22 protein-coding genes are annotated in these 23554 nt (G+C 73.9%); 15 read left to right on the top strand and 7 right to left on the bottom strand.

All coding sequences use genetic code 11. The features are described 5' to 3' along the window. Positions 1 to 11: 11 nt before the first annotated feature. Positions 12 to 641, bottom strand: a complete 630-nt coding sequence (locus tag ACQP04_RS05785; protein ID WP_433506028.1) for a DUF4245 domain-containing protein — start codon at positions 639 to 641, stop codon at positions 12 to 14. 195 nt (positions 642 to 836) lie between these two features. Here ACQP04_RS05785 and glpX point away from each other — a divergent pair, with 195 nt between their 5' ends. Beyond that, positions 837 to 1886 (top strand): class II fructose-bisphosphatase, encoded by a 1050-nt coding sequence (gene glpX / locus ACQP04_RS05780; RefSeq protein WP_433506027.1) that lies wholly within the window; start codon positions 837 to 839, stop codon positions 1884 to 1886. Between the two features lie 234 nt (positions 1887 to 2120). Here glpX and ACQP04_RS05775 read toward each other — a convergent pair whose 3' ends face one another. Beyond that, positions 2121 to 2891 (bottom strand): response regulator transcription factor, encoded by a 771-nt coding sequence (locus tag ACQP04_RS05775; RefSeq protein WP_433506026.1) that lies wholly within the window; start codon positions 2889 to 2891, stop codon positions 2121 to 2123. Between the two features lie 207 nt (positions 2892 to 3098). Here ACQP04_RS05775 and ACQP04_RS05770 point away from each other — a divergent pair, with 207 nt between their 5' ends. Further along, entirely contained in the window at positions 3099 to 4517 is a 1419-nt protein-coding gene (locus tag ACQP04_RS05770) for a class II fumarate hydratase (protein ID WP_433506025.1), read from the top strand. 36 nt (positions 4518 to 4553) lie between these two features. Here the strand turns inward: ACQP04_RS05770 and ACQP04_RS05765 are convergent, their stop codons facing one another. Continuing rightward, entirely contained in the window at positions 4554 to 5306 is a 753-nt protein-coding gene (locus ACQP04_RS05765; RefSeq protein WP_433506024.1) for a response regulator transcription factor, read from the bottom strand. Positions 5307 to 5617: 311 nt separating this feature from the next. Here ACQP04_RS05765 and ACQP04_RS05760 point away from each other — a divergent pair, with 311 nt between their 5' ends. Genes ACQP04_RS05760 through ACQP04_RS05740 form a run of 5 tightly spaced genes read left to right on the top strand, consistent with a single transcriptional unit; the run spans position 5618 to position 10380 of the window. Continuing rightward, positions 5618 to 6769, top strand: coding sequence for an ABC transporter substrate-binding protein (locus ACQP04_RS05760; RefSeq protein ID WP_433506023.1), 1152 nt, complete (start codon positions 5618 to 5620; stop codon positions 6767 to 6769). 3 nt (positions 6770 to 6772) lie between these two features. Further along, entirely contained in the window at positions 6773 to 7681 is a 909-nt protein-coding gene (locus ACQP04_RS05755) for an ABC transporter permease (protein WP_433506022.1), read from the top strand. Beyond that, the gene (locus ACQP04_RS05750) at positions 7678 to 8460 is read left to right on the top strand and encodes an ABC transporter permease (RefSeq protein ID WP_433506021.1); all 783 of its coding nucleotides are present in this window, start codon (positions 7678 to 7680) and stop codon (positions 8458 to 8460) included. The genes ACQP04_RS05755 and ACQP04_RS05750 overlap by 4 nt, the downstream gene beginning before the upstream one ends. Then, a complete protein-coding gene (locus tag ACQP04_RS05745; RefSeq protein ID WP_433506020.1) occupies positions 8457 to 9482 on the top strand; it encodes an ABC transporter ATP-binding protein in 1026 nt (341 codons plus the stop codon). The genes ACQP04_RS05750 and ACQP04_RS05745 overlap by 4 nt, the downstream gene beginning before the upstream one ends. Before the next feature lie 40 nt (positions 9483 to 9522). Beyond that, a complete protein-coding gene (locus ACQP04_RS05740) occupies positions 9523 to 10380 on the top strand; it encodes an alpha/beta fold hydrolase (RefSeq protein ID WP_433506019.1) in 858 nt (285 codons plus the stop codon). Positions 10381 to 10401: 21 nt separating this feature from the next. Here the strand turns inward: ACQP04_RS05740 and ACQP04_RS05735 are convergent, their stop codons facing one another. The 4 genes from ACQP04_RS05735 to ACQP04_RS05720 all read right to left on the bottom strand — a co-directional run bounded on the left by ACQP04_RS05735 (position 10402) and on the right by ACQP04_RS05720 (position 14461). Continuing rightward, entirely contained in the window at positions 10402 to 11373 is a 972-nt protein-coding gene (locus ACQP04_RS05735) for a helix-turn-helix transcriptional regulator (RefSeq protein ID WP_433506018.1), read from the bottom strand. A 66-nt stretch (positions 11374 to 11439) separates the two neighbouring features. Next, complete coding sequence (locus ACQP04_RS05730; RefSeq protein ID WP_433506017.1) at positions 11440 to 12405, bottom strand: NADPH:quinone oxidoreductase family protein; 966 nt, start codon at positions 12403 to 12405, stop codon at positions 11440 to 11442. Positions 12406 to 12443: 38 nt separating this feature from the next. Then, positions 12444 to 13796, bottom strand: coding sequence for a phosphotransferase family protein (locus ACQP04_RS05725; protein WP_433506016.1), 1353 nt, complete (start codon positions 13794 to 13796; stop codon positions 12444 to 12446). Further along, entirely contained in the window at positions 13793 to 14461 is a 669-nt protein-coding gene (locus tag ACQP04_RS05720; RefSeq protein WP_433506015.1) for a TetR family transcriptional regulator, read from the bottom strand. Before ACQP04_RS05720 ends, ACQP04_RS05725 begins: the two co-directional genes overlap by 4 nt. Before the next feature lie 129 nt (positions 14462 to 14590). On the opposite strand from ACQP04_RS05720, the gene ACQP04_RS05715 reads away from it, so the two are divergent. From ACQP04_RS05715 to ACQP04_RS05680, 8 genes are all read left to right on the top strand, one after another. Further along, a complete protein-coding gene (locus ACQP04_RS05715) occupies positions 14591 to 15826 on the top strand; it encodes a CaiB/BaiF CoA transferase family protein (RefSeq protein ID WP_433506014.1) in 1236 nt (411 codons plus the stop codon). Beyond that, on the top strand, positions 15823 to 16632 hold the full coding sequence (locus ACQP04_RS05710) for an enoyl-CoA hydratase/isomerase family protein (protein WP_433506013.1): 810 nt from the start codon (positions 15823 to 15825) through the stop codon (positions 16630 to 16632). Before ACQP04_RS05715 ends, ACQP04_RS05710 begins: the two co-directional genes overlap by 4 nt. Then, positions 16633 to 17553, top strand: a complete 921-nt coding sequence (locus tag ACQP04_RS05705) for an amidohydrolase family protein (RefSeq protein WP_433506012.1) — start codon at positions 16633 to 16635, stop codon at positions 17551 to 17553. It begins immediately after the preceding gene. A 2-nt stretch (positions 17554 to 17555) separates the two neighbouring features. Then, a complete protein-coding gene (locus ACQP04_RS05700; RefSeq protein WP_433506011.1) occupies positions 17556 to 19073 on the top strand; it encodes a class I adenylate-forming enzyme family protein in 1518 nt (505 codons plus the stop codon). Positions 19074 to 19351: 278 nt separating this feature from the next. Beyond that, positions 19352 to 19738 (top strand): DUF485 domain-containing protein, encoded by a 387-nt coding sequence (locus ACQP04_RS05695; RefSeq protein WP_433506010.1) that lies wholly within the window; start codon positions 19352 to 19354, stop codon positions 19736 to 19738. Between the two features lie 2 nt (positions 19739 to 19740). Further along, positions 19741 to 21252: a solute symporter family protein gene (locus ACQP04_RS05690; protein ID WP_433506009.1), complete on the top strand. Its 1512-nt coding sequence runs from the start codon at positions 19741 to 19743 to the stop codon at positions 21250 to 21252. Positions 21253 to 21369: 117 nt separating this feature from the next. Next, positions 21370 to 21888, top strand: coding sequence for a DinB family protein (locus tag ACQP04_RS05685; protein WP_433506008.1), 519 nt, complete (start codon positions 21370 to 21372; stop codon positions 21886 to 21888). 35 nt (positions 21889 to 21923) lie between these two features. Further along, positions 21924 to 23465: an ATP-dependent DNA ligase gene (locus ACQP04_RS05680; RefSeq protein WP_433506007.1), complete on the top strand. Its 1542-nt coding sequence runs from the start codon at positions 21924 to 21926 to the stop codon at positions 23463 to 23465. The last annotated feature ends 89 nt before the right edge of the window (positions 23466 to 23554 follow it).

Below are 23554 nucleotides of genomic sequence, written 5' to 3'. Positions count from 1 at the left end.
CCGCTCGGTTCTCAGTTCTGCTCGTCGCCGGCGGGGAGGACCTGCCCGGTCACGGTCGCCTGGGCGAGGGCGGTGAAGTCGGCGTCGGAGCCGCTGCCGGTGACCAGCCAGCGGACCTGCGGGTCGTCCGGCGCGGTCGTGACGCGGAAGGGCTCGCCGCCCTCCTTCTGGTAGGTCACCCAGCGCAGCCCGGCGGCGTCGGTCACCCCGGTCCCGGCCAGCGGCCCACCGGCCTCGGTCGCGACGAGGGCCTCCTCGGCGCCGTCGCTCTGCACGAGCCGCAGGTACCTGCCGTCCGGCGTGAGGTACCCGACCCGGACGGCGGTGCCGCCGCCCTCGACGGGGCTGCGGTCGGTCGAGTTGCTCCGCCAGCCCTGCGGGACGCTGGGCACGCGCAGCGGGAACTCCGACGCCCGCGCGAACTCGGCGAGCCGGGCCGGGGCGTCGACGGTCGGCGCGGCGTTCGGGTCGATCGTCGGACCGCCGGGCGAGAACGAGCAGGACCGCACGCCGCCGCCGACCGCCACGACCACGAGCAGGACCGCGAGGCACATCAGCATGTCCCGGGCGCGCAGCGACCCGCGGGACGGCTTGCCCGGGGGCGGCGGGCCCTGCGGGGCGGGGGACGGATCGGCGCTCACACCTCCATGGTCCCCCACCGCGCCGGGCGATGTGCATGGCGTCCGTCGCTCTGCACCCCGTACGGCGGCCGGTTCTGCGAGGATCGGACCCGGATCCCCCGCCGCCGCCGAGCCCGCCGCGCGTGACGGGGCCGGGGGTCGGCCGCGCCGCCGACCTCCGCGATGCGACCGGTGAACCCGAGCCAAGGAGGCCCGATGACTGGACCCAAGCCCGAACGACGCCGCGAGGCCCCGGACCGCAACCTGGCCATGGAGCTGGTGCGCGTCACCGAGGCCGCCGCGATGGCGGCGGGGCGCTGGGTCGGCCGCGGCGACAAGAACGGCGGCGACGGGGCGGCCGTCGACGCCATGCGCCACCTGATCGGGACCGTGTCGATGCGCGGGGTCGTGGTGATCGGCGAGGGCGAGAAGGACGAGGCGCCCATGCTCTACAACGGCGAGCAGGTCGGCAACGGCGAGGGCCCCTGGTGCGACGTCGCCGTCGACCCCATCGACGGCACCACCCTGATGGCCAAGGGCATGCCCAACGCCTTGGCGGTGCTCGCCGTCGCCGAGCGGGACGCGATGTTCGACCCCTCGGCCGTGTTCTACATGGAGAAGCTCGCCGTGGGGCCGGACGCCGCGGGGCACATCGACATCACCAAGCCGGTGGGCGACAACATCCGCGCGGTGGCCAAGGCCAAGGAGATCGACGTCCGGGACGTCACGGTCACCATCCTGGACCGCCCGCGGCACGAGCAGCTGGTCTCCGACGTGCGCGACACCGGCGCGCGGATCCGCTTCATCTCCGACGGCGACGTGGCCGGCGCGATCGCCGCGGCCCGCCCGAGCACCGGCGTGGACATGCTCGTGGGCATCGGCGGCACCCCGGAGGGGATCATCGCCGCGGCCGCGCTCAAGTGCATGGGCGGGGAGATCCAGGGCCGGCTCTGGCCGAAGGACGACGAGGAGCGCTCCAAGGCGATCGCCGCCGGGCACGACCTCGACCGCGTGCTGACCACCAACGAGCTCGTGACCGGCGAGAACGTGTTCTTCTGCGCCACCGGCGTCACCGACGGGGACCTGCTGCGCGGCGTGCACTACCGCGCCGGCGGCTGCACCACGCAGTCCATCGTCATGCGGTCCAAGTCCGGCACGGTCCGGCTGATCGACGGCTACCACCGGCTCACGAAGCTGCGCGAGTACGCGTCGATCGACTTCGACAGCCCCACCCACGAGGACGTCGAGGCCCCGCCGCTGCCGTGACAACGCGGGGCGCAGGGCGTCGTCTCGGGGTGTCCGGTGCGGGGCCGTGCCCTGCCCCGCACCGGATCGGACACCCGTCGGGTGCCACCCCTGGGCCGCCGCCCCTCCGGCGGCTCGACCTCATCGTGCTCCTACCCCCCGTCGGGGGCATCGACAACTTTGCGTATCCGGCCGTTCGGCCGAACGAGGGAGACTGATCGCCTTTGGGGTCACGTACGGGCGGGTCCGCTCGGCTCAGGCAACGACCAACCCCAGCCGTTGTGCGGCCAGCACAGCGGTGAGCCGGTCCGCCACCCCGAGCTTGGAGTAGCAGCGCTCGAGGTGCTTGTGCACGGTGCGCTCGGCGATGTCGAGCCGCCGCGCGATCGCCCCCGCGGTCAGTCCCTCGGCCAGCAGTCCCAGCACCGAGCGCTCACGCGGGGTGAGACGGATGGCGCTGGCGACGTCCCGGCCCGACGCCGAGGCGTTGCGCAACGCCGCCGAGTACGCGCGGGCCTGCCGGTCGAGCCCGACGACGAGGCGCCAGATGCGGTCCGCGAGCCGCAGCTCGGACGGGGAGAAGGCCTCGGGCCTGCCGACCACCAGCAGGCGCGGGTGATCGGCCCCGCCGGTGGGCAGGCACAGCTGCTCCGCCACGCCGCAGGCCTGTGCCAGCGCCGCCCCCTCGCCGTACACGCGCCGGTCCGTGAAGCGTCCGGGGACGTCGGCGAGCTGGACCGGGCGGACGTCCGCGGTCGCGAGGAAGTACCGGGCGATCGGGTTCTCCACGGCGTGCGAGGCGCTCCATGTGAGCATGTCCTCGCGGTGCCCCTCGAGGGGGGCGTCGAGCGGGTAGATCTCCCCGTCCGCCGTGCCGTCCGCGGCGAGCTCGGCGGTCCCCACGGCCGGTGCCTCGAACGTCTCCTGCAGCATTCTCGTGACGCGATCCAGCGGCAGCTCCGTCAGCGGCTCCCGCAACAGCTCGGCGGTGAACTCAAGCCAGTCCCCGTCGTCCCGACCCGTCATGGCGTTCTCGACCCCCTCCGATCGACACCGCCTGCGTAATGGCTCCGATACGGAGAGCTGATCGTTACCGCTGCACATACCCCGTCGGCCGATTCCGCCCGGCCGGTCCAAGACCCTGCGCCGGGCGCGCGGCGGGAATACCACGGACGATGTAATCCCGGTCATCGGACCGAGCGGTAAGGACACCCTCAGGCGGAGGATGAGGCCATGAGCGACGACGCGGCCGGCGGCACCGGCGACTTCCGCATCGAGCACGACACCATGGGCGAGGTCCGGGTTCCCGCGACCGCCCTCTACCGTGCGCAGACCCAGCGCGCCGTCGAGAACTTCCCGATCTCGGGGCGCGGCCTGGAGCGCGCGCAGATCCGGGCGCTCGGCCTGGTCAAGGGGGCGGCGGCGCGGGTGAACGGGCGGATCGGCGTGCTCGACGAGGAGCTGGCCGGCGCGATCGCCGCCGCCGCCGACGAGGTCGCCGCGGGCGAGCACGACGGGCACTTCCCGGTCGACGTCTTCCAGACCGGCTCCGGCACCTCGTCGAACATGAACGCCAACGAGGTGATCGCGACGCTGGCCACCCGGGAGTCCGGGCAGGACGTGCACCCGAACGACCACGTCAACGCCTCGCAGTCGTCGAACGACGTCTTCCCGACCACCATCCACCTGGCCGCCACCGAGGCGCTGGCCACGGACGTGGTGCCGGCGCTGGAGCACCTGGCCGCGACCCTGCGGACCCGCGCCGAGGACTGGGCCGAGGTCGTGAAGGCCGGCCGCACGCACCTCATGGACGCCGTGCCGGTCACGCTCGGCCAGGAGGCCGGCGGCTGGGCCACCCAGGCCGAGTACGGCGCCGCCCGGGTCCGGGACGTCCTGCCCCGGCTCGGCCACCTGCCGATCGGCGGCACCGCGGTCGGCACCGGGCTGAACGCGCCGGAGGGCTTCGGCGCCGCCGTCGTCGAGGAGCTGCGGTCCGCGACCGGCCTCGACGCGCTGTCCGAGGCACCCGACCACATCGAGGCGCAGGGCTCGCGCGACGGGCTGGTGGAGGCCTCCGGCGCGCTGCGCACCGTGGCCGTGTCGCTCTACAAGATCGCCAACGACCTGCGGTGGCTCTCCTCGGGCCCGCGCACCGGGCTCGCCGAGGTGCGCCTGCCGGACCTGCAGCCCGGCTCGTCGATCATGCCCGGCAAGGTCAACCCGGTGATCTGCGAGGCCACGATGATGGTCGCGGCGCAGGTCATCGGCAACGACGCGACCGTCGCCTTCTCCGGCAGCCAGGGCAACCTCGAGCTCAACGTGATGATGCCGGTCATGGCGCGCAACGTCCTCGAGTCCGCCCGGCTGCTGTCGAACGTCGCGCGCCTGCTCGCCGACAAGGTCGTCGCCGGCGCCGAGGCCGACCTCGACCGCACCCGCGAGTACGCCGAGTCCTCGCCGTCGATCGTCACGCCGCTGAACAAGTACATCGGGTACGAGGAGGCGGCGTCGATCGCCAAGCAGTCGCTCAAGGAGCGCCGCACGATCCGCGAGGTCGTGCTGGAGCGCGGGCACGTGGAGAACGGGAAGCTCACCGAGGAGCAGCTCGACAGCGCGCTCGACGTGCTGCGGATGGCGCGCGGAGGGCGGTAGCCCGACCATCGGCGCGGAGGGCGGTAGGAGCGGCCGCTAGACCACGTGCAGCGCCTGGGCGCGCAGCACGGCGGAGAGGCGGTCGGTCACGCCGAGCTTCACGTAGCAGCGCTCCAGGTGCTTCTGGACGGTGCGCGGCGAGATGTCGAGCCGCCGCGCGATCGTGCCCGCGGTGAGGCCCTGTGCGAGCAGCCCGAGCACGGCCCGCTCGCGCGGGGTCAGCGGGATCTCCGCCGTGCCCAGGCCCTTGCCGGCGGTCACCACGGCCAACGCCGTGATCTGCCGTTCCAGCCCGGTGAGCAGCCGCCACAGCCGTCCGACGAAGGCCTCCTCGGCCGGGGACCAGGGCTCGGACCGCCCGAGCACGAACGACCGCGCGAGCCGCGGCGTCGCGCGCAGCGGCAGCGAGAGCTGGTTCGGTGCGGCGCAGGACTCGGCCAGGTCGCGGCCGCCGTCGCTGTTCCACCGGTCCGTGTACTCGGCCGGGACGGCCAGGGTCTGGCGCGGCACCCAGAGCCCGGAGGCGAGGTGGAAGCGCAGCAACGGGTGCTCGGCGGGCGCCCGGTACGCGCTCCACTCGGCCAGCTCGGCGAAGTGCTCGCCGAGCCCGCCGTCGAGCCAGACGTGGCGCAGCGGCTCGTCGGGCACGACCTCGCTGTAGGTGACCCCGGCGGTCTCGAAGGTGCGGGCGAGCGCCTCGGCCAGCCGGTTCACCGGCATCTCGACCAGCGGCTCCGTCATCAGGGCTGCGACGAGCTCCATCCACTCCCGCTCGGCCCGCGTGCCCATCACCCCTCCTGCCCCGCCCCCGAGGGAAGAGCGCGCGGCGCCGTCCGGTGATGCGCCGCGGAGGGCTGTTCGGCCGCCGGGCCCGCGGGGTTAACCGCGGGCCGGGTCGACCTTCCCGTCACACCTCGGTAACGGCCCTCCCGGGAAGACGCCCGGAGGTATAGGAGTCTTCTGCGCGCAAGATCGGCCGTCCCCCGGCCGGACGACGCCGCGCCACCCGATCGACGGCCGCCGGTCACCCCTCGGCCGCCCGGACGGGTGAGGCTTCGCCGGGCGGCGCGGGCCGCCGGGAGTGTTCGGTGAGGAGAGCGATGAACGTGCGGAAGAGGTGGGGCCGGGCCGGCGCGCTGGCGGCGTGCGCGGCGGCGGTGGCCCTAGCGGCCACGGCGTGCGTGAGCTCGGGCGGCGGCGGGGGCGGCGGCTCCTCGGAGTCCGGCGGCTGGGCCACGGCCACCTCGGCGCAGGCGGGCGGCGGCATGGACGCGCTCGTGCAGGCGGCGAAGCAGGAGGGCCGGCTCAACGTCATCGCGCTGCCGCCGGACTGGGCGAACTACGGCGCGATCATCAAGGCCTTCGGCGACAAGTACGGGATCACCGTGAACTCGGCGAACCCGGAGGGCTCGAGCCAGGACGAGATCAACGCCGTCAACCAGCTCGGGACCCAGGACCGGGCGCCCGACGTGCTGGACCTCGGCCAGGCCTTCGCCACCGGCAACACCCAGCTCTTCGCCCCGTACCAGGTCGCCACCTGGAACGACATCCCCGCGGCCAACAAGGACGCGAACGGCGCCTGGGTCAACGACTACGGCGGCTACATCTCGATCGGCTGCAACGCCAAGCTGGTCGCGAACTGCCCCACCACGATCGCCGACCTCGCGAAGCCCGAGTACAAGGGCCAGGTCGCGATCAACGGCGACCCGACGCAGGCCGCGGCCGGGTTCGCCTCCGTGTGGGCCGGCGCACTGGCCAACGGCGGGTCGCTCGACGACATCACGCCCGGTGTGAACTTCTTCGGCCAGCTCGCCAAGAACGGCAACCTGCTGAAGGTCGACCCGAACGCGGCGACGATCGAGAGCGGGCAGACCCCGATCGTCCTGGACTGGGACTACACGAACGTCGCGCAGGCCGAGAAGGTCGAGGCCAGCTTCGAGTGGAAGGTCGCGGTGCCCTCCGACGGGCTGTTCGCGGAGTTCTACTCGCAGGCGGTGAACAAGAACGCGCCGCACCCGGCCGCGGCCCGGCTCTGGCAGGAGTTCCTGTACTCGGACGAGGGCCAGAACCTGTGGCTGGCCGGCAAGGCCCGCCCGGTCCGGCTGCCGCAGATGCAGCAGGCCGGGACGGCCACACCGGAGCTGGTCGCCGCGCTGCCGCCGGTCCAGGGCACCGCGCAGTACCCGACGCAGGCGCAGACCGACCAGGCCAAGCAGGTGGTCGCCCAGCAGTGGGCCACCGCCACGGCCTGATCCGTGTCCTCCCTCCTCGATACGCCCACCGCCGCTCCCGACGCGCCCGCCGCGCGCCCGGAGCGGCGGTGGCGCGCCGCGCTGGGGCTGCTGCCCTTCGCGCTCTACTTCCTGGTCTTCCTCGGCGGCCCGCTGTACTTCGTGATCAGCGGCGCCTTCACCGACGCCGACGGCCGCCCCACCCTGGGCAACCTGGTCGCGTCCCTGACCTCCCCGCAGTACCTGCTGGCCTTCCGGCAGAGCCTGCTGCTGTCCGCGGTCACGGCCGTGATCGGCGCGGTGTTCGGCACCTTCCTGGCCCAGGCGGTGCTCACGGCGGGGCCACGCTCACCCTTGCGCCGCACCGTCTCCACCGCCTCGGGCGTGCTCGCCTACTTCGGCGGCGTGCCGCTGGCGTTCGCCTTCATCGCCGCACTGGGGCAGACCGGGCTGGCGACGGCCTGGCTGCGGTCGGCGGGGATCGACCTGTACGCGTCCGGCTTCCGGATCGACTCGCTGACCGGCCTCGCCCTGACCTACGTCTACTTCCAGATCCCGCTCATGGTCATCCTGATCACCCCGGCGCTGGAGGGGCTTCTGCCGCAGTGGCGGGAGGCGGCCGAGAACCTGGGCGCGTCGGCCTGGTCGTACTGGCGGCTGGTGGCGCTGCCGGTGCTGGCGCCCGCCTTCGCCGGCGCCACGCTCGTCCTGTTCGGCAACGCCTTCGCCGCCTACGCCACCGCCCTGGCCCTGACCAGCGGCTCCATCCCGCTCGTGCCGACGGCGATCGCGTCGGCGCTGTCCGGCAACGTGCTCGTCGGGCAGGCCAACGTCGGTCTCGCGCTCGGCCTCGACATGGTGGTGGTGATCGCGATCGTGATGGTCGCGTACCTGTGGCTGCAGCGGCGCGCCGCGCGCTGGAGCCGGCGGTGACGCGGGGGCGGCGCTGGCGGGTCGTCGTGCTCGCCCTGGCCGCGCTCTACTTCCTGGTCCCGCTGGTCGCGTCCGCGGAGTTCAGCCTCCGCGCGCCCGGCGGCGGGTACGGCGTCGCGAACTACACCCGCATCGCCGAGGACCCGGTCCTGCTGTCCGCGCTGCTCACCTCGTTGCGGATCGCCGTGCTGACGGCCGTGGTCGTGCTGCTGCTGGTGGTCCCGACGGCGGTGTGGGTCCGGCTGCGGTTCCCGTCGCTGGCCGCCGTGCTGGAGAGCGCGACGATCCTCCCGATCGTCATCCCTCCCGTGGTGATGGCGGCCGGCATCGCGTTCGTGCAGGCCAACCTGGGCGGGCCGGTGTTCCGGGCGCTGTTCGACTCCTCGACCAGCGCGCTCACGCCCTTCTACGTGATCCTCGCGCTGCCCTTCGCCTACCGCGCCGTGGACAACGGGCTGGCCGCGATCCCGCTGCGGACCCTCGTCGAGGCCGCCCGCAATCTCGGCGCCGGGATGACGACGGCGCTGGTCCGGGTGGTCCTGCCGGCGGTCCGCAGCGCGGTGCTCGGCGCCGCCTTCCTCACCCTGGCGTTGGTGCTGGGCGAGATCGTGATCGCGCGGATCCTGCTCTACACCGACACCTTCCCGATCGCCGTCGTGGAGACCGGCCGCAGCGCCGCTGGCGTGTCGGTGGCCCTGTCCCTGGCCAGCCTGCTGCTCACCTGGGTGCTGCTGCTGGCCGTGTCGTTCGTCGGCAGTCGCCGGAGGCGGAACTCGTGAAGCCGACCATCGGTGCGGAGGAGATCGTGACCGCTGTGCAGAAGTCCCCCGCGGAGACGGCGACGGACGCCGCCGTCGAGTTCCGCGGGGTCAGCCGGGTGTTCGGCGAGACCCGTGCGCTCGACGGGCTCGACCTGGTCCTGCGCCGCGGCGAGCTGCTCGCCCTGCTCGGCCCGTCCGGCTGCGGCAAGACGACGGCGCTGCGCCTGCTCGCCGGGTTCGACCGGCCGACGAGCGGGGAGATCCGCATCGACGGGCGGGACGTCACCGGCGTCCCGGCGAGCAAGCGCGACACCGGAATGGTGTTCCAGGCCTACAGCCTGTTCCCGACGATGACGGCGGCGGAGAACGTCGCCTTCGGCCTGCGGATGCGCAAGGTCGGCGGGGCCGAGCGCGGGCGGCGGGCGGCCGAGCTGCTGGAGCTGGTCGGGCTCGGCGACCGCGGCGGCTCCTACCCGCACGAGCTCTCCGGCGGCCAGCAGCAGCGGGTGGCGCTGGCGCGGGCGCTCGCCGTGCGGCCGAGCGTGCTGCTGCTCGACGAGCCGCTCTCCGCGCTCGACGCCCGGGTGCGCGTGCAGCTGCGGGACGAGATCCGCCGGCTGCAGCTCGCGGAGGGCATCACCACGCTGTTCGTCACCCACGACCAGTCGGAGGCGCTCGCCGTCGCCGACCGGGTCGCGGTGCTCAACGCGGGGCGGATGGAGCAGGTCGACGTGCCGCAGGAGGTCTACGCGCGGCCGGCGACCCCGTTCGTCGCCGAGTTCGTGGGCGTGATGAACACGGTCCCCGTGTCGGGCGGCCGGATCACCCCGGGCGCGGCGGAGACCACCCAGGTCCGTCCGGAGGCGCTGCTCGTCGGGGCGCCGGACGGCCTCGCCGGCACCGTGCTGACCAGCACCTTCCTCGGCCCGGTGACCCGCCTGGTGATTCGCACCGAGGTCGGCGAGCTGACCGCCGACGCCGTCACCCGCCCCGGCCTCCCCGCCATCGGCGAGCACACCACGGTCCGGATCAGCGGCTGACGCCGTGCGCCGCCGGGCGCGCGGGCCGATGATCGGCGGCGTGTTCCCGGGCTTCGACGACGAGCGGGTCGACGTGGGCGAGGTGGTGCTGCGGGTGCGGCACGGCGGCAGCGGGCCCGCGGTGCTGCTCCTGCACGGCCACCCGCGCACGTCGGCGACCTGGCACCGGGTCGCCCCGGTCCTGTGCGACGCCGGGTTCACGGTGGTGTGCCCGGACCTGCGGGGCTACGGGGCCTCCACGGCTCCCCCGTCGGCCCCCGACCACGCGCAGGCGTCGAAACGGGCGATGGCCGCCGACCTCGCCGCGCTCATGCGCCGGCTCGGCCACGAGCGGTTCACGGTCGCCGGGCACGACCGCGGCAGCTACGTGGCGCTGCGCCTGGCGCTCGACCACCCCGGCGCCGTGGAGCGGCTCGCGGTGCTCGACAGCGTCCCGATCAGCGAGGCCCTGGCGCGCTGCACCGACCGCTTCGCCACGGCGTGGTGGCACTGGTTCTTCTTCGCGCAGCCCGAGAAGCCCGAGCGGGCGATCACCGCCGACCCGGACGCCTGGTACGGCGGCGACCCGGCCGTGCTGGGCGAGGAGGCGTACGCCGAGTACCGGGCCGCGATCCACGACCCGGGCACCGTGCACGCGATGCTCGAGGACTACCGCGCCGGGCTCGGGGTCGACCGGGCCCACGAGGAGGCCGACCGGGCCGCGGGCCGCCGCCTGCGCTGCCCGGTCCTGGTCCTCTGGTCGACCCGGGACGACATGGAGTACCTCTACGGGGACCCGTTGACCGTCTGGCGGGAGTGGGCCGCCGACGTGCGCGGACACGGGATCGAGTCCGGTCACCACATGGCCGAGGAGGCCCCGGACGAGCTCGCCCGCGCCCTGCTCGCGTTCTGCGGCTGACGCCGCCCGTGCGGGTCGGCACTACCACGCACGGGTGCCGGAGGCGCGGAGGAAGCGCTCCCCCCACTCCCGCACCCGCGCCGTGAGCTCCGGGGGCGAGCGGACCTCGAACTCCGCGCCGCAGCTGCCGAGGGCGAGCAGGGGCCAGTCGAGGTCGTCGGTCGCCATCCGGAGCAGGCAGCGGTCGGGACCGAGCGGCTCGATCGTGGCCCAGCGAGCCAGGTGGGCGAGTTGCTCGGCGGGGGCCTCGACCAGCGCCTCGACGGTGTAGGTGGAGGGGCGGTTGCGGATGCCGGCCTGGACGAAGTCGGCGGCGTCGGCGGTCGGCAGCGCGCGCGGGCGGAACCGGGCGCCGGTGCGGCGGGGCTCGGCGAGCCGGTCGAGCCGGAAGCTGCGCCAGTCGTGCCGGTCCAGGTCGTAGGCCACCAGGTACCAGCGCCGGCCGAGCGGGACGAGCCGGTGCGGCTCGACCTGCCGGGTCGCGCGATCGGCGCCGCGGGCGGTGTAGCCGAACTCGATCCGCTCGGAGTCCCGGCAGGCCTGGGCGACCACGATCAACGCCTCGGGATCGAGGGCGTCGGTCCGCGGGGCGCCGCCCCAGGTGCTCGGCACGGTGACCCCGCGCAGCGCGTCGACCCGGCGCCGCAGCCGCGGCGGCATGACCTGCACGACCTTCGTCAGCGCCCGCAGCGCGGGCTCCTCGATCCCGGCCACGGCGCCCTGCGTCGCCGCCTGCATGCCGACGGCCAGCGCCACCGCCTCCTCGTCGTCGACGACGAGCGGCGGCAGCGCGGCGCCCGCGGCGAGCTGATAGCCGCCGTCGACACCCCGGGTCGCCATGACCGGGTACCCGAGCTCGCGGAGCCGGTCGACGTCCCGGCGCAGGGTCCGCACGGACACCTCCAGCCGGGACGCCAGCTCCGGCCCCGGCCAGTACCGGTGGGTCTGCAGGAGCGAGAGCAGCCGCAGCGTCCGCGAGCTCGGTGAGGTCACCCGGTCAGTATCCGACGCATTGCGGCCGGATACTGACCGGTTCCAGCGACCGGATCGAGCCCGGGATCAGGGCTCGACGACCGCCTTGCCCAGCACGCCCCGCTCGCCCAGCAGCGCGACGGCCTCGCCCGCCTTCTCCAGCGGGTAGGTCCCGGCGATGGGCGGGTCGACGATGCCGGACTCCAGGTACGGGATCAGCTTGTCCCACTCCGCGCGGGTGTAGCCCTCGCGCGGCATGGCGTACGCACCCCAGCCGACGCCGCGGACGTCGATGTTGTTGAGCAGCAGCCGGTTCACCTTGACCGTGGGGATCTCGCCCGCGGTGAACCCGATGACCAGCAGCCTGCCGAGCGGGGCGAGGGAGCGCAGCGAGTCGGTGAAGCGGTCGCCGCCGACCGGGTCGACGACCATGTCGACGCCGGTGCCGTCGGTCAGCTCCTTGACGGCGTCCTTGAACCCGTCCGTCAGCACCGCCTCGTCCGAGCCGACGGACTTCACGAAGTCCGCCTTCTCCTGCGTGGAGACGACCGAGATCACGCGGGCGCCCAGGGCCTTCGCCAGCTGGATGGTCGCGGTGCCGATGCCGCCGGCGGCGCCGTGCACCAGCACGGTCTCGCCCTTCTGCAGCTGACCGCGGGTGATCAGCGCGAAGGTCATCGTCAGGTAGTTCATCGGCAGGCAGGCGCCCGCGGCGAAGCCCACGTTGTCCGGCAGCGGGAACACGCTCTGCACCGGGGCGGTGGCCAGCTCCGCGAAGGCGCCGATCGAGGTGCTCGCGGCGACCCGGTCGCCCGGCGAGAACTCCGAGCCCTCCGGTGCCTCCCGGACCACGCCCGCCAGCTCGCCGCCCAGGGTGAAGGGCACCTCCGGCTTGTACTGGTACTTGTCCTGCGTGAGCAGCAGGTCCGGGAAGTTGACCCCGGCCGCCTTGACCTCGATCAGCACCTCGCCCGGCCCGGCCACCGGGTCCGGCACCTCACCGATCTCCAGCGCCTGCGGCCCGTTCGTGCGGGTCACCCGTGCTGCGCGCATGCCTGTCTCTCCTGTCGTCGCGTTCGTCGTCGAACATGTCAGGTCCGGTGCGGGGGCGCCAGGTACCGCGGATTGGCCACCGCGACCTGCGCGGTGACCGAGGCGCGGACCGCGGCGACGACGTCGGGGCCGTCCGCGGGCAGGGCGCCGTCGCGGATCCGGGTGGCCAGCTCGCCGTCGTCGGCGCAGCCCAGGGCGTGCAGCCGGGCGCGGTGCTCGGTCCGCTGCGCCGGCCCGAGCCGCAGCTCGCGGCGGGCGATCGTGAGGGCGTTGGCCGCCACCTTGGCCAGGTAGGCGGTGCGCGGGTCGGGCGGGGCCAGCTCCTCGCGGAGGAACCCGGTCACGGCCTCGAGCAGCTCGTCGACGGACGGCCGGTCGTGCACCACGGGTTCCTCGGCCGGGGCGGGACCGCGCACCGCGTCGGCGACGACGGCGGGCTCGGTGAGGCCGAGGGCGAGCAGGGCGTCGTGCTCGGCCTCCGCGATCCGCCTGCCCAGCACCGCCATCTCGACCGACCGCTCGCTGCCGCCGAGATGCCGTTCGGCCTGGATCCGGCAGATCACCGCCCACCGGGCGCAGGCGAACACCTCCCACCAGCGCACCGCCTCCGGATCGGGGCGCACGCCGGTCGCGGCCTCGTACCCCGCGAGCAGCTCCTCGCGGGAGCCGTAGCCGCCGACCTCGGGGGCCGCGCCGAACCGCCAGGCCCGGGCGCACACCCAGCCGAGGTCCTCGCGCGGGTCGCCGACGTGCGCGAGCTCCCAGTCGAGCACCGCCCGCACGCCGGAGTCGTCGACGAGCAGGTTGCCGTTGCGGAAGTCGCCGTGCACCAGGGCGGGCGGCACCGGGTCGGGCCGGGTCTCGGCGAGCCGGCGGAACACCAGCTCCATCGCGGGCCGGGGCTCGCCGAAGGCGGCGTGGCTCTCGCGCAGCAGGGTGAGCGCGTCGGCGTGGTGCTCCAGCCGCGGCACGTCCGCGGGGTCGATCGCGTGGATGCGGCCGAGGATCTCGCCGAACTGCCGCGCCAGCCGCGGCCGGACCGCGGCCCACCGGTCGGAGCGCAGCAGCCGTGGCGGCAGGGTCTCCCCCGCCAGCCGCTCCATCAGCAGGTACGGGCTGCCGACGCCGTCCGCCCCGTCCCCCGCGGCCAGCAGCTCCGGGATCGGGACGCCCGCCCGCGCGGCGGCGCGGAAGCACTCGGCCTCGCGCGCCATCCCCTCCGGCTCCGGGACCTCCGGCGGGTCGCGGCGCAGGATCAGGCCGCGCCCATCGGCGTCGAACGCCCAGGTCTCGCGGCTCGCCCCGGCCGACAACCGGTGCAGGTCCCTGACCGGGGCGCCGACGACGCGGGCGAGCGCGTCGGCCAGGGAGTCCGGGACGACGGCCGTCATCGCCCGTACCTCACGGCGTCGAGCGCGATCTCCTCGTAGCGCGCCACGATCTCGTCGGGCCCGAGCCGCCCACCCGGCCGGTACCAGGCGGCCACGGCCGTGCAGGCGGTGCTCACGAACCGCGCCGCGTCGTCGGGCTGGTCCGCGCCGAACACCCCGCGCCGCACCCCGTCGCGCACCACCCGGTCGAAGATCCGCTGCTGGACGTCGCGCTTCGCCACGACCAGCGCCCGCGCCCCGGGTTCGAGGGAGCGCAGCTCGCTGTTGCCGAGCAGGCTCTCCCGCTGCGACTCCAGGTGCACCCGCACGTGCGCGCCGACGACGGCCCGCAGCCGGTCGGCCGGGTCCTCGCCGGCGAGGTCGAGCGCCTCCTCGGTCGCGGCGATCAGCACGTCCAGCCCGCGGTCGAGCATCGTCGCCAGCAGGCCCTGCTTCGAGGTGAAATGGTGGTAGAGGATCGCCGGGCTGGTCCCGGCGGCCGCGGCGATGTCGCGCACCGAGGTCCCGTGGTAGCCGTGGACGGCCATGACCTCGACCGCCGCGGCGATCAGCGCGGCGGCCGTGGGTTCGTCCCCCGGCAGCACGAGCGTGGTGGGCGGCAGCCCCTCCCCGGGGCTCCCGCGGCGCGCCCCGGGGGACGCTGCCGGCTTCTCGGCGCTGACCATGCCGCCACCTTAACCGTTCTGAACGATCGTTCAAAGCCCTGTTGACGCAGCAGGTGAGTCGTCCTACGGTGCGTTGAACGAGCGTTCGGCGACAGGCCGGACCCGGGCACCGACGGAGGTGCGATCCCCATGGCCGGTCCCTACGCGGGGTTGAAGGTCTTCGACCTCAGCCACGTGATCGCCGGGCCGTTCTGCACGCGGATGCTCGCGGACATGGGCGCCGACGTGATCCGCGTCGAGCAGCCCACCGGCGACCTGATGCGGGCGCTGCCCGTGGCCGTCGGCGACCCCGAGGACCACGTCTCCAGCGCGTATGCGCAGTACAACACGGGCAAGCGGTCGGTCGGGCTGAACCTCAAGGACCCGCGCGGGCTCGACCTGGCGCTGCGGCTCGCGGACTGGGCCGACGTCGTGGTCGAGAACTTCGCGCCCGGGGTGCTGGGCCGGCTCGGCCTCGGCTGGGAGGTGCTGCACGCCCGCGACCCGCGCACGATCGTCTGCTCGCTGTCCACCTTCGGCGCCGTGGGCCCCTACTCGCACCTGTCCGGCTTCGGGCTGGTCGCCGAGGCCTGGTCCGGGCTGATGTCGCTGACCGGCGAGGAGGGCGGGCCGCCGATGCACTTCGGCACCGCGCTCGCCGACGTCAACTCCGCGGTGCACGCGCTCGCCGGCATCGGTGCGGCGCTGCACCAGCGGCAGCGCACCGGCGAGGGCACGCACGTCGACATCTCCGCCTTCGACGCCCTGTTCGCCATGATCGACCAGCAGCCGGCCGCGGGCGCCTTCACGCAGGGCGAGGCGGTGCGTGGCAAGTACGGCAACCGGCACACCACGAGCGTGCCGTCGGGTGTCGCGACCTGCGCGGACGGGACGCACCTCGCCTACGGGATGAGCGGCGACGTCTTCTTCGCGCGGCTGGTGAAGGCCATGGACGCGCCGGAGCTGCAGGAGGACTACGGCACCGTCGCCCAGCGCGTCGGGAACCCGGGGCCGCTCTACGACCGCATCGAGGCCTGGGCGGCCACCTGGCCGACGGCCGACGCGCTGGTCGAGCACCTCGTCGCGCACGGGCTCTCCGCGGCCCGGGTCCGCTCCGTGCGGGAGAACCTCGCCGACCCGCACCTCGTCGCCCGCGGCACGCTCAGCCCGGTCCGGCAGCCGGGGCACGGCGAGGTCCTCCTGCAGACCGCGCCGTACCGCTTCTCCGGGTCCGAGGTCCGCCCGGGGCGACCCGCCGGACCGATCGCCGCCGACACCGCCGAGGTCCTCTCCGACGTGCTCGGCCTCGACGACGCGGCGGTCGCGGCCCTCTTCGACGACGGGGCCGTCCACGGTCCCCACGACACAGGGAAAGGAGCCCGATGACCGTCACGCTCGACCGGAACGCCGACGGCACGATCGCGACCCTCAGGTTCGCGAGCGACCACCCGATGAACGTCTTCACCGTCGACACGCTGGAGGCGCTGCGGGAGAAGGTGGCCGAGGTCGCGGCGGACCGCGCCGTCCGCGTCCTGGTGCTCACCGGCAAGGACACCGTCTTCTCCGGCGGCGCCGACCTGGGCTACCTCGGCTCGCTCGACGACGACGCCTACAAGCACTACATCGCCACCGAGTACACGCTGTTCGCCGAGGTGGAGGACCTGCCGCTGATCACCGTCGCGGCGCTCGCGGGGCCCTGCGTCGGGAACGCGACCGAGCTGGCACTGGCCTGCGACTTCCGGATCTGCACGCCGGACGTCAGGATCGGGCTGCCGGAGATGAAGGTCGGCTTCGTCTCCCCCGCCCAGCGGCTCACCGCCTACGTCGGCATCGGCAAGGCCAAGGAGCTGATCTACGGCGGCCGGCTGGTGCCTGCCGCGGAGGCGCTCGAGCTGGGCCTGGTCACCACCGTGGCGGACGACCTCGCCGCCGAGGTCGAGAAGGCGACGCAGCGGTACGCCGCGTACTCCGCCTACGCCCTGCCGCTCACCAAGCTGGGCATCCACCGCTGCTACGGCCTGGCGGGCGACGGACCCAGCCGGGCCTACGACGCCGAGGAGCAGGCCGCGGCGTTCGCCACCTTCCGCGGACCGGACTACGCCGAGGGCGCGGCGGCGGCGCTCGAGGGCCGCCGGCCCCGGTTCACCGCGCAGCGTCCCGCGTCGACCGACGAGATCCTGAAGGGCGAGTAGATGATCGTCGACTTCCTGGCGGGCGCCGTGCCCGACGAGGACGCGTTCACCCTCTCCGAGGCCGTCACGAACGGCCGGCTGCGCGGCTACGCCGAGCACTTCGGCGGCACCCTGAAGCCCGCCCGCACCCACGCCGAGGTCACCGAGCGCTGGCAGGCCGCGCGGGAGGCCGCCCGGGAGCGGGTGCCCTCCGAGGAGGACTTCCTCCGGATGCTCGCCGACGGCGGCATCGGGCTCGCCGGCGTCTACACCGAGTCCTTCGGCTCCCGGCTGGGCGTGCCCACCGCGAACAACGGCGTGGTCGCGGACTTCGTCAAGCGGCACTCGGACAAGGTCGTCGGGTTCGGCGGGGTGGACCCGTGGGAGATCGACGCGGCCCGCACCGTCGACGAGGCCGTCGAGCTGGGGCTCTCCGGCGTCGTGCTGTCCCCGTTCAAGCAGCAGCTGCTGCCGGACGACCCGCGGATGGCGCGGGTCTACGGCCGCTGCGAGGCCCTCGGCGTCCCGGTCCTGCTGCACACCGGGATCAACTGGTCGCTCGACGCCGCCTACGACGTGGGCCACCCGCGGTACATCGACGCCGTCGCCACGGCCTTCCCCGACCTCAGGCTCGTCGCGCTGCACGCGGCGTGGCCGTGGGTCGAGGACATGATGATGGTGACGTGGCGGCACGAGAACGTGTACGTCGACCTGTCGGCGCACCGTCCGCGCACCTTCACGCGGCCGAACTCGGGCTGGGAGTCGTTGCTGCAGTTCGGGAACCGGCAGCTCGCCGACAAGGTCCTCTTCGCCTCGACCTGGACGCTGCTCGGCGTCCCGCCCGCCGACCTGGTCGCCGAGGTCCGCGCGCTCCCGCTCAAGGACGAGGTCATGGACAAGTGGCTGGGCGGCAACGCCCTGCGCCTCCTCGGGAGGGAGTAGCCGTGCTGGTCTCGGACATCATCCGGAACAACGCCCGGGCCCGCGGCGGCTCGGTGGCCCTCGTCGTCGACGGGCGCGAGATCACCTACGCCGCCCTCCAGGAGCTCGTCGAGGAGACCGCCGGGGCGCTCACGGCCCGCGGGATCGGCTACGGCGACCGGGTCGCGGTGCTGGCGAAGAACAGCCTGGAGTACGTCCAGCTCTACTTCGCGACGGCCGCGCTCGGGGCGATCCTCGTGCCGCTCAACTTCTGGCACCGCGGCGCCGAGCACGCGTACACGATCGGCGACTCCGAGCCCGCGCTCTGGTTCGTCGAGGCGCAGTACGACGAGGTGTCGCAGGAGGCCCGCGCCGCGCACCCGGACCTGCCGGTGCTGCGGATCCCGGGCCCGGAGGGCGACCGCGCCGACTGGGAGGCGTTCAGCGCCGCCGCCGTCGACGTGCCGCCCGTGACGGTCGACGAGCGCGACCCGCACATGATCCTCTACACCTCGGGGACCACCGGGAAGCCCAAGGGCGCCATGCTCTCCCACCGGCGGACCGTCGACGACGGACTGGCGATGGCGTCGACGCTGCGGGCGAACGACCGCGACGTCTTCATGAACTACTTCCCGCCCTTCCACGTGGGCAACTGGGACCACATGAAGCCGTTCCTGCTCGTGGGCGCGACGGTGATCCTGCTGCGGGAGTTCGATCCCGACGTGGTGCTGGACCTGCTCCCGCGGCACCGGGTCTCGGTGATCCTCGGCGTGCCGACGATGCTGCACGCGCTGATCACCCACCCGCGCTTCCCGGACACCGACACCTCGTCGGTCCGGCTGCTCTACTACGGCGCCTACGACCCCAGCGGGATCATGGACCGCACGGCCGACGCGTTCGGCGCCCGCGAGGGCAGGGTGCAGTTCGCGCACACCTACGGCCTCACGGAGGGCGGCCCGTTCGTCACCTGGTGCCCGCCGGAGGACGTCTTCGACCGCTGGGGCTCCATCGGCCGCGCCATGCCCGGCGTCGACGTCGCCCTGCTCGACGACGACGGCAACGAGGTCCCGCCCGGCGAGCCCGGCGAGATCTGCGTCCGGGGCCCGCGGATGAGCGGGTACTGGCGCAACGAGGAGGCGTCGAAGGCGGCGCTCGCCGGCGACCGGCTGCACACCGGCGACATCGCCGTCGCCGACGCCGACGGGTTCCTCACCATCGTCGACCGCAAGAAGGACATGATCCGCTCGGGCGGCCAGAACGTGTGGTCGAAGGAGGTCGAGGACTGCCTGGCCAAGCACGCCGGCGTCGCCGACGCCGCGGTGATCGGCCTGCCGGACCCGGTGTACGAGGAGCAGGTCGTCGCGGTCGTGGTGCCGACGGGTGAGCCCTCGGAGGCGCTGGCCGCGGAGCTCACCGCGTTCGTGAAGGCGCACCTGGCGGGTTACAACACACCCAAGCAGGTCCACTTCGTCGACGAGTTCCCCCGCACCGCGGTCGGCAAGATCCAGAAACACGTGCTCCGGGAGCGGTTCGGGAACTGACCTACCCGCGAGTCGGGAGCTCCGGCACCGCGAGTCGGGAGCTCCGGCACCGCGAGTCGACAGCTCCGGCACCGCGAGTCGGGAGCTCCCGCCTCGCGAGCGTGCCGCGGCGGCGATCCGCGCCGCCGTCACGACACGTCCATCGCGATCACCTGCCCGGTCCCGGGCGGGTCCGCACCGTGCCCTCCCCACCGGTCGCCGGTGTGGTGCAGCGGCACCGCTCGACGTTCGGCACGACCGTTCCGCACGACCCCAGCGACGAACCAGGAGAGGCACCCATGACCGACCCCGCCGAGCCGGCACCCCCGGCTCCCGACACCCCGGGCTCCGCGCCGTCCCGCGCCGCCGCCGTCACCGCGACGCCGGCGTTCGCCCAGCTCGTCCGCAGCCGGAACCGCTTCGCCGTCCCCGCGGCCGCGCTCGGTTTCGGCGCCTACCTGCTCGTCATCGTGCTGTCCGGTTTCACCCCCGTGCTCAACGGCAAGGCGGCGGGGCAGCTGAGCTGGACGTTCGTACTCACGGCGCTGATCTTCCCGCTGGTCTGGCTGCTCTGCGGGCTCTACACCCGGCGGGCCGCGCGGTGGGACGAGCTGGCGGACCGGGCGATCGCGGAGTCCGGCGTCGAGGCCCGCGCCACCGCCCCGACGGCCGAGAAGGGGCTGTAGCGATGAGTGCCGACCCGATCACGATCGCGATCTTCGTCGCGGTCATCCTGCTGACGCTGGCCATCACGGCGTGGGCCGGCCGCCGCAACCGCGACGCGGGCTCGCACTACGTCGCGGGCGGGCAGATCACCGGCTGGCAGAACGGCCTCGCGATCTGCGGCGACCTGCTCTCCGCCTCGACCTTCCTCGGCGTCGCCGGCATCCTCGCGCTGCAGGGTGTCTACGGCTTCTACCTGGTCGCGGGCGGGCTCGTCGCCTTCCTGCTGGTCCTGCTGCTCGTGGCCGAGCCGCTGCGCAACCTGGGCCGCTACACGATCGCCGACGTCCTCTCGAGCCGCTTCCGGTCGAAGGGCGTGCGCGCGGTGATGGCGGTGAACACCCTGGTGGTCACGGTCTTCTACATGATCGCGCAGCTGGTCGGCGCCGGCGTGCTGATCAGCCTGCTGATCGACGTGCCGTACTGGGTGGCGGTGATCGTCGTCGGCGTGCTGATGGCCGTCTACATCACCATCGGCGGCATGCTCGCCACGACGTGGATCCAGATCGTCAAGGCCGTCATGCTGCTCGCCGCGCTGGCGGTGCTGGTGGTGCTGGTCCTCGCGCGGTTCGGCTGGAACCCGATGGCGCTGTTCCAGGCGGTCTCCGAGGCGTCACCGACCGACCTGTTCTCCCGCGCGACCGGGTTCGTCCCCGGGCTGGACCTGCTGTCCGTGGCGATCGCCCAGGTGCTCGGCACCGCGGCCCTGCCGCACATCCTGATCCGGTTCTTCACCGTGCCCGACGCGAAGGTGGCCCGGAAGTCGATGAGCGTCGCCCTGTGGATCCTCGGGCTGGCGTTCCTCGCGATGCCGTTCATCGGCTACGGCGCGGCGGCGATCGTCGGGCAGGCGCAGGTGGCCGCGGCGAACAAGGCCGGGAACCTGGCCGCCCCGCAGCTGGCCGAGATGCTCGGCGGCCCGGTGCTGTTCGCGCTGATCTCCGCCGTGGCGTTCGCGACGATCCTCGCGGTCGTCGCCGGCCTGGTCATCGCGGGCTCGGGCGCGGTGGCGCACGACATCTACAGCTCGCTGATCCGCAAGGGCAAGGCGTCGGACGCCGAGCAGGTCAAGGCCGGCCGCATCGCCGCCGTCGCCATCGCCGCGGTGTCGATCGTGCTGGCGCTCGGCGCGCAGAACACCAACATCGCGCTGCTCGCGCTGATGGCGGTGGTGGTCGCGGCCAGCGCCAACGTCCCGGTGCTCGTGCTGCTGCTGTTCTGGCGGCGGCTGAACACCACCGGCGTGATCGTCGGCGTGGTGGCCGGGCTGGTCAGCTCGGTCGTCCTGGTGCTCGTCGGGCCGGGCGTGATGGGCACCGCGGCGCTGTACCCGCTGTCCTACCCGACGCTCGTGTCGGTGCCGATCGGCTTCCTCGGGTGCTGGCTCGGCACCGTCCTCAGCAGCCCCCGGCCGGGGGCCGAGGCGCCGTACGACGAGATGCACGTGCAGGCGATGACCGGGCGCTCGGTCGTCTGAGCAGGCGATTCGGCCCGCCCGGGAAATCTCGGGCGGGCTCCGAATTGAGGACAGGATCTGACCGGATGGGTCCGTAGCGTCGTACCCGTCAGCAGGAACCAGCGAGAGGCGGACGCCATGACCAGCACCGAGATCCCCACTCTGACCGGCGAGAAGGCGGACCTGCTCGGGACGCTCGCCCAGCACCGGTTCCTGTTCCGGCACACCGTCCAGGGGCTCACGAACGAGCAGGCTGCGCTGACCCCGACCGCGAGCGAGCTGTGCCTCGGCGGGCTGATCAAGCACGTCGCGTACGGCGAGCGGAACTGGATCACGTTCGTGCTGGAGGGGACCTCCGCCATGGAGTTCACCGAGGAGTCGTTCGCCGAGCACGCGAACAGCTTCCGGATGCTCCCCGGCGAGACCCTGGATGGCCTGCTCGCCGAGTACGAGCGGATCGCGGAGCGGACCGAGGCCGTGGTCGCCGCACTGCCCTCGCTCGACCTCTCCCACCCGCTGCCCGAGGCGCCCTGGTTCACCGAGGAGGCCTGGTCGGCGCGCCGCGTCCTCACCCACATCATCGCCGAGACGGCCCAGCACGCCGGCCACGCGGACATCCTGCGCGAGACGATCGACGGCCAGAAGACGATGGGCTGACGATCGCCGCGCGACTGTCGGTGGGCACTGCTTCAATGCGGACCGTGCTGCTCCACCACGTCGTCCGGACCTCGGCCGCGGTCGGCGCCACCCGCTCCCGCAAGGAGAAGTCGGCGGCGCTGGCCGCGCTGCTGACCCTGGCCGGGCCGGAGGAGGTCGCGCCGGCCACGGCCTGGCTCGCGGGCGAGCCGCGCCAGGGGCGGATCGGCACCGGCTGGCGCACCCTCTCGGGCCTGGCCGGTGTCCCCGCTGCGGAACCCACGCTCGCCGTCGCACAGGTCGACTCGCTCCTCACCGAGCTGGCCGGCACCTCCGGGGCGGGGTCGGCGCGGCGCCGTCGCGAGCTGCTGGAGTCGCTGTTCGGCGCGGCGACCGAGGAGGAACAGGCCTTCCTCGTCCGGCTGCTCACGGGGGAGCTGCGGCAGGGGGCGCTGGAGGGCGTGATGCTCGACGCGATCGCCGCGGCCGCCGAGGTCCCCGCGGCGGTGGTGCGGCGCGCGTTCATGCTCTCCGGCCGGCTCCCGGAGACCGCCGCGCTGGCCCTGTCCGAGGGCGCCACCGGGCTCGAGGCGGTGCGGCTGGAGGTCGGGCGGCCGGTGCGGCCCATGCTCGCCAGCCCTGGGTCGTCGCTCGACGTGGCGCTCGAGTCGCTGGGCGAGGAGGTCACCGTCGAGTACAAGCTCGACGGCGCGCGCATCCAGGTGCACCGCTCCGGCGACGAGGTGCGGGTGTGGACGCGGACGCTGCGCGAGGTCACCGAGGGCGTGCCGGAGCTGGTCGCGCGGGTGCGGGAGCTGCCGTGCACCACCGCGGTGCTCGACGGCGAGACCCTCGCGCTCGACGACGACGGCCGGCCCCGCAAGTTCCAGGACACCATGTCCCGCTTCGGTTCCGACGGCGCCGGCGACGAGGGGGCCGAGGTGCTGCTCACCCCCTTCTTCTTCGACCTCCTGCACCTCGACGGCCGGGACCTGCTCGACGAGCCCCTGGCCACCCGGCTCGAGGCGCTCGCCGGCCTCCTCGCCGACCCGGCGCAGGCCCCGCTGCGCATGCCGGGCGTCCGCCGGCCCACCCCGGACGAGGCCGCGGACGTGCTCGACGGGGCGCTGTCGGCCGGGCACGAGGGCGTCGTCGTCAAGGCGCTGGATGCCCCGTACGCGGCCGGGCGGCGCGGGAAGAGCTGGCAGAAGGTCAAGCCGGTGCACACGCTCGACCTCGTGGTGCTCGGCGCCGAGTGGGGCTACGGCCGCCGCACCGGCACGCTGTCCAACATCCACCTCGGCGCCCGGGACCCGGACGGCGGCCCGCCGGTCATGGTCGGCAAGACCTTCAAGGGCATGACGGACGAGCTGCTCGCCTGGCAGACGAAGGAGTTCCCCGGCCACGCGGTGCACGACGACGGGCACGTGGTCGAGATGCGTCCCGAGCTCGTCGTCGAGATCGCCCTCGACGGCGCCCAGCGCAGCGTCCGCTACCCTGGCGGCGTCGCCCTCCGCTTCGCCCGGGTCCTCCGCTACCGCCCCGACAAGACCCCCGCCGAGGCCGACACGATCGACGCGATCCGCGCCCTCCTCTAGCCCGCCCGGACGCGACTTCCCCAGAGGAGCACGCCCTTCCGCAACCGGGCCGATCGACCGCTTTGTCCGGGGCGCCGGGGTCGTAGCCT

The sequence above is a fragment of the Pseudonocardia halophobica genome, assembly GCF_050948485.1.
Classification (GTDB): Bacteria; Actinomycetota; Actinomycetes; order Mycobacteriales; family Pseudonocardiaceae; genus Pseudonocardia; species Pseudonocardia halophobica.
This window is presented reverse-complemented; position numbering and strand designations above follow the sequence as displayed.